Annotated in this window: 13 protein-coding genes; 12 read left to right on the plus strand and 1 reads right to left on the minus strand. The window is 64.0% G+C overall.

Annotated features, from left to right (window positions below; genetic code table 11):
* The first annotated feature begins 108 nt into the window (after positions 1 to 108).
* The gene (locus tag NBM05_RS07325; RefSeq protein ID WP_254166201.1) at positions 109 to 555 is read left to right on the plus strand and encodes a hypothetical protein; all 447 of its coding nucleotides are present in this window, start codon (positions 109 to 111) and stop codon (positions 553 to 555) included.
* 58 nt (positions 556 to 613) lie between these two features.
* Here the strand turns inward: NBM05_RS07325 and NBM05_RS07330 are convergent, their stop codons facing one another.
* Positions 614 to 799 carry a hypothetical protein gene (locus tag NBM05_RS07330; protein WP_254166203.1) on the minus strand — a complete coding sequence of 62 codons (186 nt, stop codon included), beginning with the start codon at positions 797 to 799 and terminating at the stop codon, positions 614 to 616.
* A 159-nt stretch (positions 800 to 958) separates the two neighbouring features.
* On the opposite strand from NBM05_RS07330, the gene NBM05_RS07335 reads away from it, so the two are divergent.
* The 11 genes from NBM05_RS07335 (at position 959) to NBM05_RS07385 (ending at position 11,412) form a co-directional block, all read left to right on the plus strand.
* Positions 959 to 1,612, plus strand: a complete 654-nt coding sequence (locus NBM05_RS07335; protein WP_254166205.1) for a hypothetical protein — start codon at positions 959 to 961, stop codon at positions 1,610 to 1,612.
* Positions 1,613 to 1,648: 36 nt separating this feature from the next.
* Entirely contained in the window at positions 1,649 to 1,981 is a 333-nt protein-coding gene (locus NBM05_RS07340) for a hypothetical protein (RefSeq protein WP_254166207.1), read from the plus strand.
* A 34-nt stretch (positions 1,982 to 2,015) separates the two neighbouring features.
* Positions 2,016 to 2,975: a type IV secretion system protein gene (locus tag NBM05_RS07345; protein WP_254166208.1), complete on the plus strand. Its 960-nt coding sequence runs from the start codon at positions 2,016 to 2,018 to the stop codon at positions 2,973 to 2,975.
* 3 nt (positions 2,976 to 2,978) lie between these two features.
* A complete protein-coding gene (locus tag NBM05_RS07350) occupies positions 2,979 to 4,541 on the plus strand; it encodes an SCO6880 family protein (protein WP_254166209.1) in 1,563 nt (520 codons plus the stop codon).
* Positions 4,542 to 4,552: 11 nt separating this feature from the next.
* A complete protein-coding gene (locus NBM05_RS07355) occupies positions 4,553 to 6,178 on the plus strand; it encodes a putative type IV secretion/conjugal transfer ATPase (RefSeq protein WP_254166210.1) in 1,626 nt (541 codons plus the stop codon).
* 25 nt (positions 6,179 to 6,203) lie between these two features.
* A complete protein-coding gene (locus tag NBM05_RS07360) occupies positions 6,204 to 7,997 on the plus strand; it encodes a type IV secretory system conjugative DNA transfer family protein (protein WP_254166211.1) in 1,794 nt (597 codons plus the stop codon).
* A gap of 405 nt (positions 7,998 to 8,402) precedes the next feature.
* Positions 8,403 to 8,630, plus strand: coding sequence for a hypothetical protein (locus NBM05_RS07365; protein ID WP_254166212.1), 228 nt, complete (start codon positions 8,403 to 8,405; stop codon positions 8,628 to 8,630).
* Positions 8,631 to 8,632: 2 nt separating this feature from the next.
* On the plus strand, positions 8,633 to 9,490 hold the full coding sequence (locus tag NBM05_RS07370) for a hypothetical protein (protein ID WP_254166213.1): 858 nt from the start codon (positions 8,633 to 8,635) through the stop codon (positions 9,488 to 9,490).
* Positions 9,491 to 9,493: 3 nt separating this feature from the next.
* Positions 9,494 to 10,258 (plus strand): hypothetical protein, encoded by a 765-nt coding sequence (locus tag NBM05_RS07375; RefSeq protein ID WP_254166215.1) that lies wholly within the window; start codon positions 9,494 to 9,496, stop codon positions 10,256 to 10,258.
* Positions 10,259 to 10,409: 151 nt separating this feature from the next.
* Positions 10,410 to 10,886, plus strand: coding sequence for a single-stranded DNA-binding protein (locus NBM05_RS07380; RefSeq protein ID WP_254166217.1), 477 nt, complete (start codon positions 10,410 to 10,412; stop codon positions 10,884 to 10,886).
* A 160-nt stretch (positions 10,887 to 11,046) separates the two neighbouring features.
* Positions 11,047 to 11,412, plus strand: a complete 366-nt coding sequence (locus NBM05_RS07385; protein WP_254166219.1) for a hypothetical protein — start codon at positions 11,047 to 11,049, stop codon at positions 11,410 to 11,412.
* The last annotated feature ends 2 nt before the right edge of the window (positions 11,413 to 11,414 follow it).

The following is an 11,414-nucleotide window of genomic DNA, read 5'->3' on the forward strand; positions in this document are numbered from 1 at the left end:
GGGAGGGAGCAGAGGACAGTTCCATCTGCTGCACCGTCGGAGAACGTCACCAGCTCGTCCTCCGCGAGTCCCACGTCAACCCCGACGGCGACGGTGTCGTTCCCCGCGATGGATTCCGTTCAGCGTGGTTCGCCCGAGGGCGTGGCGCGTGCTGCGGTGGCGTCGCTGACCACATGGGACACCGTCCAGGATGCGTCCGAGCATGACGCGGTCGACCGCTCCGGGCCGCTGTTCAGCGGGTGGCTCGAGGGACAGCAGAACGGGACGCAAGAGACGAGCTCGCGCTGGGCAGAGGAGCTCGTGGAACAGGGTGCGTTCACGGAGCCGAAGATCAGCGATTATGACATCGCCTCGGAGTACAAGAATCCGGCGTTGACCTCCCCCACGGCCGATACCGAGGGGCGCGAGGTTCGCCCCTACCAGTTCTCTGCGCGGTGGGATTGGATCCGTGGGGATGGTTCGCCGGCGATCCAGTCCGGAGAGCGTGTGTACACGGTCTGGGTTGTGGAGGAGTCGCCAGGCCGGTGGTCGGTGCTCGAGTATTCCTACCGGTAGCAGTCGACACGTCGAAGGGGGACACCAGTCATGGTGTCCCCCTTCGACGTGTCCGGGGCTAGAACATCACCCGGTAGCCGACGTAGAGCCCACCGAGGATCAGGAGTACCCCGCCAAGCTTCGTGGTGAACAGGATCGTGAGTATGACGCGGAGGATCCCCAGGCCGACTTTGAAAAAGATCAGGCCGATGACGACTGCCGCAGCTAGCACCACTGCGTTGATAGCGATAAGTGAGCCGAACATTTCGTCAATCCTCCGTTGCAATTTGCAATACCAGATTAACATGCGGGCTGATCTGCCTCCAGATTGTTACACCTTCTCCTGCCTTACGAGGAGCATGAGCCGGAGCAATAACTCCTGAGTCCGTGGACGCACGGGCATTCATGGAGGAAGGAGGATCAGTTGATTCTCGCTGCGGCTGGAAGAGATTCATCCCTCGAGCTGCCTGAGCTCACCAGTTGGGTCGGGATGATGCTCGGTGCATGTTTCCTGGCGATCGTGCTTGGTCTGGTCATCGTCTGCGTAGGCGTTGCTTTCAGCAAGCAGGGCAAGAAGCTGTTCGGGGTCCACTGGGACCCCCTAGACATCGCCAAGGCCGGGGCTGGGGCTGTCATCCTCGGGTCGGTTTCCGGCGCGGTCCTGTGGGGCTCCCAGCTCTACGCGCCCGCGAAGATGACCGAACCCGAGCGTGTCACCCCGGCCTACGAGACCGTCAACGACTGCGAGCCAGTGAGCTTGAAGACCGCTGACGACCTCGAGAAGACCAAGGCCGTGATCGGCGAGAGCAGATTCGAAGAACAGAACGATGTTCATTTTGACTTTGACGGCGACGGGAACATTCTCAGCGGCGACGTCGCGAAGAACTACAACGTTGAGCTGCATTTCAAGCCCCAAAAGGGTGGAGATGAGTGCTCCGAAGAGTTGGACCCGTGCTACCAGGTCAAGGTGAATTACAAAACCAAGGGAGATTTCCTCGGAATGGAACGCGATGAAGACGCGTGGTGGGAAGCCAACGGTTACGACGCAGCGACGTGTGGCCCTCCGAAGAAATTCTGAATCCCGAAAGCAAATCTCAATTCAAGGAGAAATCTCATGAACGCTCTCGCTACCGAAATTGTCATCGGCGCGAGTCGGGCCGGGTCGCTGATGGCCGAGGCCTACGACCCCGGTGTCACCCCTGACGGTGGCGCGCCGTGGATGGCCACGGGCCGGACCGTCGTCGGATACATCGCCGCGACTGCGCTGCTGGGCATGGTCGCTGTGCTCATCGTTGGCGCCCTGCTCTTGGGGATCTCCAAGATCTCCCACAGCGGTCAGCTGCAGCAGATCGGCGTCGGCGTCATCCTGTGGGGCTTGGTCGTCTGTGCCATCATCGCCGCCGCTTCCGGACTCGTCTACTGGGCCTCCGGCCTGGCCATCGTCTAGAAGTCGCGTCGCTATAGAAGGAGGTGAGAAGCAGATGGCTTTCGATTTCAAAGCGATCTTCGACGATTCCGGGGAGAGTTTCTTCGGTGTGATCGAGAACTTCGCCGTACAGGCGAACCAGTTCTTGGTCGACGCCTTCTCCGCTAGCGACGTCGACGAGTCCTGGTGGGCGGCTGTCCTTGGCACGGCCAGCAACGATGGCGTGCTGATGATGTGGATGCCCGTCGTAGCGCCCATGATCGTGCTGCTCGTGGCCCTGCAGGTGGTGCTCTCGGTCTTCCGGGGATCATCCATCGGCTTGGCCCGAGCAGCATGTGGGGCGTTCTTCGGCATCCCGATGACCTACATCATGGTCTGGATCGTGCAGATGTTCACCGCGGGCATGGACGAAGTCGCGGCGTACATCCTCGACCGTGGCGGGGATCAGAACATGGCGGTGTTCATGAGGATCTTCGGCATCCAGATCACCGACGGGAAGCTCACGGGCATCCAAGAGAACTACTTCATGTGGCAGGGCGTGATGGACAAGTCCGGCGGCTGGGTGCTGATCGTTCCGCTGCTGCTGATGTTCCTCATCTGGGGATTGTCTCTCGTACTCGGATTCGTCATGGCCCTGCGGTCGATGGGGATCATCATCCTGTCTTCGCTGGCCGGCTGGGCGGTGTCGTCCCTGGCCTTCGAGGTCACAAAGAGCTGGTTCGGGTCCTGGCTGAAGATCGTCGTCGGGCTCGGCCTGGCCAAGCCGTTCGCGGCGGGGCTGATCGTTCTGAGTTCCACCGTGTTCAACTACGCCGATTCCGGGATGCAGTTCGCCGCCGGTATGGCCGGGTTGGTCCTGGCGATCGCCATGCCCTTCGCGGCCGTCAGCTTCGTCAGCTTCACCGCCGCCGGTGCGGTTAGCGGGCAGGAACAGTCGCTGGGTCGAGCAGCAAACGCTCCCATTCGGGGGCTCGGTCGTGGTGCCGGGGCGCTGTCCCGGCTGAGGAAGAGGTAATTCATGAGTACACAGTCCGAAGAGTACGAGCTCGACACCGTTACATTCCCCCGCAAGGAGAAGCGTGGGATCATCCTGGGTCTGGACCCGGCGCCGTTGATCGCGGTGAGCATCGACATCGTCTTGATCCTGCTCATCTCCATCGTGGTGCCGTTCCCCTTCGGGATCCTGCTGGCACTGTGCCTGATTCCGGTCGGAGCATTCCTCGGCTGGGCCCGGTACAAGGGCAAGCACCTGTTCGAGTGGATGGGTATCGGGAAGCGTCACCTGCAGCGCAAGCTCTCTGGCCAGAACACCTACGCTGCGGCGGGGCCGGATGAGGACGCTAATGCAGAGCGGAGGGCGTTGGAGAAAGCCCGGAAGGAGGACGAACGGGCGGAGAAGGAGGCCTTGGAGTGGGAGGAGGAAGTGCCCGCCAAGACTCCCCCGCCGGTTCACATGCGTCTCCCGGGCGCGGCGAACGAGCTGAAGGCCTACCGCACTGTGAATGGTGACGGTCTCGTTCATGATCCGATGCACCACCGGGTCGTGATCACCGCGCGGCTGAAGTCTCACAACTTCACCCTGCAGGACGACACCGATCAGGCAGAGATCCTGGACCGGTGGGCCAACGTCCAGGACGTCATCGGTGCCCACCGGGTCGTGGAGCACATCGTGCCCACCGACGTCACCACGGTGGCCACCGGTCAGCAGATGCAGCAGTTCTACGAGGACGCCGCGCGGCGCGGAAATGCCGGAGCGAAGCTGAACCCCGTGGCCCATGAGGGATACATGGATCTGCTGAGCCAGAACGTGATGACTCATCACCCGCAGTACCTCACCTTCGCGCTGCGGATCCCGGAGATGCGCGATGAGATCAAGAGCAACGGCGGAGGCATGGCCGGTCTGCTGCGCACCACGGATTACCACATGGGGACCTTGGAGGCTGATCTGTACTCCAACGGGTACGAGATCGACCACTGGGTCGGGGTAGACGAGCGGCTGGAACTGCTCCACGAGGCGTTCAGCCCTGAAGCCATCGGCTTGCTGGAGGGTGTCTCTGGGAGGGGAGGCCCCCGTGGAGCGAAGCGATTCTGGGACCACCTGCGCGTTGACAACGTCTGGCACCGGGCCTTCGTCATCGAGGAGTGGCCGCTGAAGCCGGTCCGCCCGGGATTCATGGAGAAGCTCGTGCTGGACCTGGAGTTCCGGCACAGCGTGAGCCTGCTGCACAAGCGCGGCAACGATGAATCCGCGCTGCGCAAGATCAACAACGAGATCAAGGACGCGGACAACGCCGAGAACATGGCGCGGCGGATGGGACGGCGCGTCTCGCGTGAACAGGAGCGAGAGCGCGAGGACCTCGAGTCGCGTGAGGACCAGATGGTCGGCGGCGCTTCGGAGACCGCCTTCCGTGGCTTCGTGACGATCACGGCCGATTCGAAGGACCAGCTGGAGCAGTACACGCGGGATCTCCGCTCGGCGGCCGCCCGTGCATCGTTGCGGATCGAACCGGCCTACGGGCAGCAGTTTGAAGCATTCCTCGCCGGAGCGTGCCTGCTCGGTCTCGGCGCGGACAAGAGGTAAAGGGGACACTGATGACGAACCAGCCCAATGAGCTTCCGGAAGAGCTCGGCATCCTGCACTTCCATTCACGTGAAGACGAGAGGGACGAGGCGAAATCCGACCGGCTGCAGGTGCGGAAGCTGCGCCGCCGGTATGACCGCGAGGTCAAGCGGCAGCGGATCAGCTACATCCCCGGCCGCCGGTACGACGCCGGCGGCGCGAAGCGGAAGTGGAACTTCCGCGGGGGCCTCGGAGTTTCCGGCCGGCTGCGTCGCGCTACCAGCTTCGTTGCCGCCGGCGCGTACCCGTTCGTCGCTTCCGGAAGTCTCGGAGTTCCGGGTGTCTGCATGGGAGTCGATGAGTCCGGCGGTGGCGGGTTCTACTTCGACCCGTGGGAGCTGTACAAGGCCGGGGTCATCAAGGGCATGTCGATGGTCATCATCGGCTCCGTCGGGCAGGGGAAGTCCACCTGTGTGAAGTGCCTGGTCGCGCGCATGGTCCTGGCCGGCCGACGTGCCCTGATCATGACGGACAAGAAGGGCGAGTGGTCGAAGGTCGCTGACTTCGTCGGCGGCAAGTCCATCACCATCGGTTCCGGCATGAAGCACCGGATCAACCCTCTCGACGAGGGCCAGCGGCCGTCCACCGATGAAGAGGGCCGACAGATGACCGACGAGGCGTGGCGGCAGCGCGTGCGCGCCCGGCGGCTCGCTCTGCTGCGCAGCATTGCCGGGATTCTGCTGGATCGGAAGGTCACGGCGAACGAGGACAAGGCGCTGCGGCAGGCTCTGGACGTTGCCGTTGCCGCAGCCGCGGAACGTGCGGAAGCGGCCATTGCCGCTGCCGCACAGCGGGCGGAAGCGGAGGAGCGGACCGAGCACGAGGTCCAGGCGTTGCGCACACCGGTCATCCCCGATGTGCTTGAAGCGCTGGAGGCCCCGACGGAGAAGTCCCAGAGCAAGAAGGCTCTGCTGGAGGGTTATGAGTCGATGGAGGCCACGCTCTCGCGCATGGTCGACGGCGACCTGCAGGGGATGTTCGATGGCCCCTCGACCATCCAATTCGACGCCGAGGCGCCGATGATGGTGTTCAACACCCAGGCGCTGGAAGGTCTGTCGGACGAGGCACGGAAGATCGTCTACGCCTGCACCCAGACGTGGGCCGAGGCGGCGGTGACCTCTCGGGACTTCGGCCAGCGGGTCATGGTCTACGAGGAGGGCCTGGACTCGCTGAACGATCCGGGCAGTCTGCAGCGGATGGTCGCGCAGTGGAAGCTCGCGCGTGCCTACGGCATCTTCAACATCCTCGTCTTGCACAAGCTCTCCGACCTGGACATGGCCGGTGACGTGGGCTCCAAGACCCGTGCCCAGGCACTATCGCTGCTCGGGGACTCGGATATTCGCGTGATCTATCACCAGAACTCCGACCAGAAGAACCAGACCAAGTCGACGCTGGGGCTGACCTCACGTGAGTGGGAGAAGATCGAGGGCTTCACGGAAGGCCGCGGCCTGTGGAAGTTCGGCGGGCTGGGGTTCGTAGTGCGCAACATCCGCACCGCTCCGGAGATCCCGATTTTCGACACGGACAAGCAGATGAACATCGACGACTCCGACGAGACCACTGGCGAGGACCACGCCGAGGATCTGGTTCCCGCCTGAGCGGGGATCAGGGAGGGAGAGCATCATGAACCAGAACAACGGCAACGTCGGCGGGATCCTCCTCACGGCAGCACTGATCCTGGTCGCTGTGCTGCTGGGAGGCCCCTGGCTGATCTTCGGGCTGGCCACCTACTTCGCGTGCGGAGCCTGGACCAACTACGGGCTCCGGGAGATCTTCTCTGGGTATGCCGGCGGTCTGGACGTCTCCGGGCTGGAGGGGCACACTTGCCTGCCCTCGGCGGGATGGTCCCGCGGGGTCGCCATCGCCTTGGTGATCCTGATCTTGGTGGTCGTCGTCGTGACGATCCTGGCCTGGCACGCGTGGACGCAGTCCGATATCAAGTTCGTGCGTGATCTGAAGGACCGCGAGGGCATCGCGAAAGGCCGAGAGGTTCGCCGGAAGGCCGGTCGCAAGGCACTGAAGCAGAGAGCGAAGTCGATCCGGCCCACCCTGGATAAGCCGCGACTGCAGGATGTAGGACGGACTCTGGGCAGCTCGCACTATCAGCAGGTGTGGCAGTCCATGGAGGACTCCGTGATTCTTCTGGGCCCGCCGCGCTCCGGTAAGGGCTTCTACATCATCATCAACGCGATCCTGGATTCTCCCGGCGCGGTGATCACCACCTCAACCCGCGGGGATAACGTCGCTGCAACGCTGGAGCTGCGCAAGAAGATCGGTCCCTGTACCGTTTTCGACCCGCAGGGCCGCTCCGGGGTGAAGTCGACGTTGAAGTGGTCCCCTTACCAGGGCTGTGAGACCGCCGCCGGCGCCTCTAAGCGGTCGCAGGTGCTCATCGGGGCGTCGGGGCTGGGTACGTCGTCGAACAACCAGGAATGGGCTCAGCAAGCCGAAATCATCCTGATGTATCTGCTGCATGCCGCGGCACTGGGGAGGGTACGCGTTGCGGAGTTCACGAACTGGTGCCAGTCCCCGGCCCTGGCCGGGGATGCCGTGAAGATCCTGAGCGAGGCGCCGGCGGCGACGCCGGGCTGGGCGGAGAATCTGCGCAGCGAGGTCGAGTCGGATGCTCGGACCCGCGGCAATAAGTGGATGGGCGTGACTGGAGCGACGGCCGGGCTGACGATCCCGGAAGTGGCCGAGGCGCTAGATCCGGGCCCCGGTGAGGAATCGCTGGATCCCCGGACCTTCATCGAGCAGAAGGGCACCCTCTACCTGGTCGGGTCGAAGTCCGGGGGCGCGGCGATCGCACCGTTCCTGGTGGCTCTGATGGACGAGATCGTCGACGTCGGCCGGGAGATGGCCTTCCAGTTGCCGGGGAACCGCCTGGACCCGCCGATGGCGCTGGTCCTGGACGAGATCGCGAACATCGCGCCGTGGAAGCAGCTGCCGACGATCATGGCCGACGGCGGCGGCGTGGGCATCTCCACGCTGGCCGTGTTCCAGTCCCCCGCACAGGCTCGTGGCCAGTGGGGCGAGCAGGACGCCCAGGCTCTGATCGACAGCGCGATCCTGCAGATCCAGCTCGGCGGGTCGAACAATGACACGGAGCTACGGCGATTCGTGGAGCTGGCAGGCCAGCGCGAGGTGAAGCAGAAGCAGAAGTCATGGTCGAACCAGGGCACCACGCACTCGAACAACCTCCAGGACAAGCAGGTGTTCACCGTGGCCGAGCTGCGGCGCATCCCCTCCGGGTGGGGCCTGCTGCTGAACCGGAATGCTCGCCCGGTGCTGATGAAGATGGTCCGCTGGATCGACCGGAAGGACGCCAAGGAGATCAAGGCCTCTCAGCGGGCCTTCGAGGATCAGATGAAGCAGGCTCGGGTTGATAAGGCCCCGCCGGCATCGGTGAGGTCGTGAAGGTCCAATGGGTAGCTCCCTTCGACGCAAGCACGGTGCGGCAGCCTCCGCGTATCGCGAGGGCTACCTGCACTCCCCCGCCTGGCAGCGCTTCCGACGCGAATACTTCGAAGCGATCGCCGCGGCGGGGAAGGTCCCGGTCTGCCAGGTTTGCCTCCGACGCGGAAAAGACGAGAACCCGTTGGATCTGCACCACATGTCCTATGACCGGGTCCATCAACGCTCGGACGGACGGTGGGTCTCGGCAGAACGCCCGGAGGATGTGATCCTGATCTGTCGATTACATCATCAACGACTTCACGAGATCCTCGATTTTTCCCGCTCCTACCGGGGGTGGTCCAGGCATCGGGCCTCGATCCGCATCATCACCAATATGAGAGACGAAGTGAGAAGGAACCAGCCCTCATGATCCACGGCAAGACCACCTGTTTCCTCTGCCAGCGGCCCTACCGTGACGGGGCTCGGTTCCCAGTGGAGATCGACGAGAGCGAGCAGGTCTTTATTGACCTCAGGTGTCACGACGCAGTCACGAACCTCACCAGAGCACAGGGGATCTCACGTTGGGACGCCGTCGTGCAGCTGATGGATCGGATCGAAGCGATGTTGCTGGGGCATCCCGGAGAAAGGAAGTAACGATGGCACTGGATTGGTCAGCACTGAAGCCCGTCGAAGAGAAGGAGGAACGAGACGCCGCGGCCGGTGAGGCTGAATGGGATGACATCGCCGCGCAGGAATCCGCCGGCGACGTGGGCGCGTTCCTCGACTCCTCACTCGATGGGGCAGACAGCTCCCAGCCGCGCTTCTTGGGGAAGCGGTGGCGCGAGATCACCGACCCCGTGGAGAAGCGCGAGGCGTGGGGTTGGTTGCGGGAATGGGTGGACTGGTTCGTCCTGGACTACAACCTCTCGACCGCTCTGGTGCCACCGTGCTGGTTCAAGCATCGGGAGCTCGTCGCGGAGCTGTGGGCGGCCGCCAACGCCGAGTACAAGGTCTGGGAGGAGGGCGCGGCCTCGGTCATGCCGCTCACGTCCTGGCACAACTACTTGCCTGGGGTGTACGAGCGGCTGAAGAACTCCTCGGCTCAGCGGTGTGTTTCCGCGAAGAAGCACAATCCCCCGCCCGAATACGGCACCAGCCGAGAGCCTGGAGCTCTGCAGGTCGACGAGGCCCTGTGGGCCGATCATCTCGTGGAGGTTATCGACATGGAGGACGAGCTCGAGGCCGGGCAGTGGCGCATGGTCATCGCAGATGAGCAGGGCAACGTCACCAGTAGTGAGCCCGTGACGGTTGGGGCAGGCGCCGAGCCCTCTCCGATGTTCGTGCGTCAGCCGTATCTGGCCTTCGATGGTGAGGGCCAGCCCCGGGCCACGGCGGCGGCGGTGGGCGAGAACCTGACCCGGTCGTGGTGGGAGTACCGCGAGCACGAGACCGACGAGTGGGTGCTGCGCATGAGCTCCATGCGCGACATCAGCCAGACCGAGACGGAGGAGTAGATCATGGCTGAGGAACTGGATCACGACTACGAACAGCTGCTCGAGGAGCTGTTCGTCATGGCCGTTGAGTCCGCGCGGAAGCTGAAGATGAAGGCTCCGAGCAAGGAGCGGATGAAGCAGGCGTTTAAGGACCCGGACTGGGCGCCGAAGGACAAGTCCGAGTGGGACAAGCACGTCGAGGTGAAGAACGAGGACGGTAAGCGCGTCGGCTTCGTCGACACCGAGGACCCGATGGTCACCAACCTGAAGGACCTCTCCCCGGAGGGGCTTCACTCGGATGAGCGTGATGCCACCAGACGTGGCGGCGGGGAGATGATCAACGTCGGCGGCGATCACTGGGTGCTGGCTGAGACCGTGGCGGAGAAGAACAAGCTGCGCGGCGGGACCCTGACCGACCGGGAGACTGCGCACGACTGGCTGCAGGAACACGGATGGTCGGTGGTGACATCAGAGACTGAGATCGACGACGTCGATCCCGGCAAGGCCAGCTTCATCGACGGCGCCGATGTCGTTGTGCCGGAGACCGTTCCGGAGGCCGTGGTGCACAACGCACGTGTGGAGACCTCCCCGACGACGAACACGCGCGTGGCCGGCGCGGCGAACGTCAACGGCGCGGACGTCTCCGGGTGGGACGAGATCGAGGCCGACGTCGAAAGCTACGGTGCCGCGCCGAACGATCTGCCGCCGGATACCGGCCCGCAGCGGAAGGCCTCCCCCAGCGTGCAGGCTGAGCCGGCCAGGCCGCAGGCGAGTCCGTCGATGGACTGACCGACGGACTGGTCTTCGTGGTGAGGATGAGCCGCCTACCCCGCTGGGGTGGGCGGCTTTTCTCGTACTGGCTGGTACGTAAGTCACTGTCGAATCGGGCCGGCCGGGGCAATAGGTCATGACAGACATCACCGAGGAGAGGAGCTCTGTCATGGCACGACCGAATATCAACGACTTCCGCGTCACCGGGAACCTGGTCAAGGATCCCGAGGCGGTCCAGTTGAAGTCCGGGAAGCGGCTGACGACGTTCACGTTGGCGGAGAACAACCGGCAGTTCAACCGCGAGGCCCAGCAGTGGGAGGACGGGGAACCGAACTACTTCGACGTCGCCGTCGACGCTGACAGCTCGCGGCTGGGGAATCTGGCGCAGAACGTGGGCGAGAGTCTGCACAAGGGTGATCGGGTCTCCGTGGAGGGCAGCTACACCGCCAGCCCATACGTGAACAAGAACGGTGAGGCGGGGATCAACCACAAGATCTGGGCCTCGGAGGTCTCGCCGTCGCTGATGTTCGCCTCCGCGGATCTGCACCAGAACCCGCGGGCCGAGACCTCCCCGAGCGCGCAGGCCGAGACGGCCACGACCTGGGAGGCCGCGCAGCCGGGATCGGGCGGGCCTGACATGGGCTGATACCCGCCAGGGAATGTTTGGTTCATCACGACAATGAGGGGCTTGAGAGGGCAACCAGGTGATTGGTTGCCCTCAAGAGCGCGTGAAGGAGTATCTAGAATGGCCGGAAACGATCAGGGCCAGGGCGACCTGTTCTCGCAGCTACCGGAAGGACACGACGATGAGGCGAAACTACGAGGCGAATCCGGGGTCGGACCCGCAGCAGGTTCAGGACAGCGTGGAGGAGGCCCTCGCCGCGGAGGCCAGGGAGTGGGAACAGGACCCGGACCGGTGGATGCGGATCGGGGAGGATCCGGTAGACGAGGCCCCGCTGGAGGAGACCATGGAGACGCTGTACCCGGGGGCGACTCAGATGGACCTGGTGCGGTTGGCGGCGTTAACGCAGCGGCAGGAGCTGCTGCTGCAGCGGGCGTGGATGGTGGATCTGGCGGATCGGCCGTCGATGACTCCGCGGCCGGCGGTGGAGACGACGCCGCGGCTTCAGGCCTACCTGCAGGGGCTGATCGAGAAGGTGCAGACGCTCTAGCC

Origin of the sequence: Rothia santali, assembly GCF_024199905.1 — a bacterium.
GTDB lineage: Bacteria > Actinomycetota > Actinomycetes > Actinomycetales > Micrococcaceae > Rothia > Rothia santali.

Bases quoted from the DNA above. Each gene is read 5' to 3' on its own strand.
- NBM05_RS07340 (WP_254166207.1), top strand. From the start codon at position 1,649: ATGAACGCTCTCGCTACCGAAATTGTCATCGGCGCGAGTCGGGCCGGG.
- NBM05_RS07365 (WP_254166212.1), top strand. From the start codon at position 8,403: ATGATCCACGGCAAGACCACCTGTTTCCTCTGCCAGCGGCCCTACCGT.
- NBM05_RS07375 (WP_254166215.1), top strand. From the start codon at position 9,494: ATGGCTGAGGAACTGGATCACGACTACGAACAGCTGCTCGAGGAGCTG.
- NBM05_RS07350 (WP_254166209.1), top strand. From the start codon at position 2,979: ATGAGTACACAGTCCGAAGAGTACGAGCTCGACACCGTTACATTCCCC.
- NBM05_RS07330 (WP_254166203.1), bottom strand. From the start codon at position 799: ATGTTCGGCTCACTTATCGCTATCAACGCAGTGGTGCTAGCTGCGGCA.
- NBM05_RS07355 (WP_254166210.1), top strand. From the start codon at position 4,553: ATGACGAACCAGCCCAATGAGCTTCCGGAAGAGCTCGGCATCCTGCAC.
- NBM05_RS07325 (WP_254166201.1), top strand. From the start codon at position 109: ATGGATTCCGTTCAGCGTGGTTCGCCCGAGGGCGTGGCGCGTGCTGCG.
- NBM05_RS07345 (WP_254166208.1), top strand. From the start codon at position 2,016: ATGGCTTTCGATTTCAAAGCGATCTTCGACGATTCCGGGGAGAGTTTC.
- NBM05_RS07385 (WP_254166219.1), top strand. From the start codon at position 11,047: ATGAGGCGAAACTACGAGGCGAATCCGGGGTCGGACCCGCAGCAGGTT.
- NBM05_RS07370 (WP_254166213.1), top strand. From the start codon at position 8,633: ATGGCACTGGATTGGTCAGCACTGAAGCCCGTCGAAGAGAAGGAGGAA.
- NBM05_RS07360 (WP_254166211.1), top strand. From the start codon at position 6,204: ATGAACCAGAACAACGGCAACGTCGGCGGGATCCTCCTCACGGCAGCA.
- NBM05_RS07380 (WP_254166217.1), top strand. From the start codon at position 10,410: ATGGCACGACCGAATATCAACGACTTCCGCGTCACCGGGAACCTGGTC.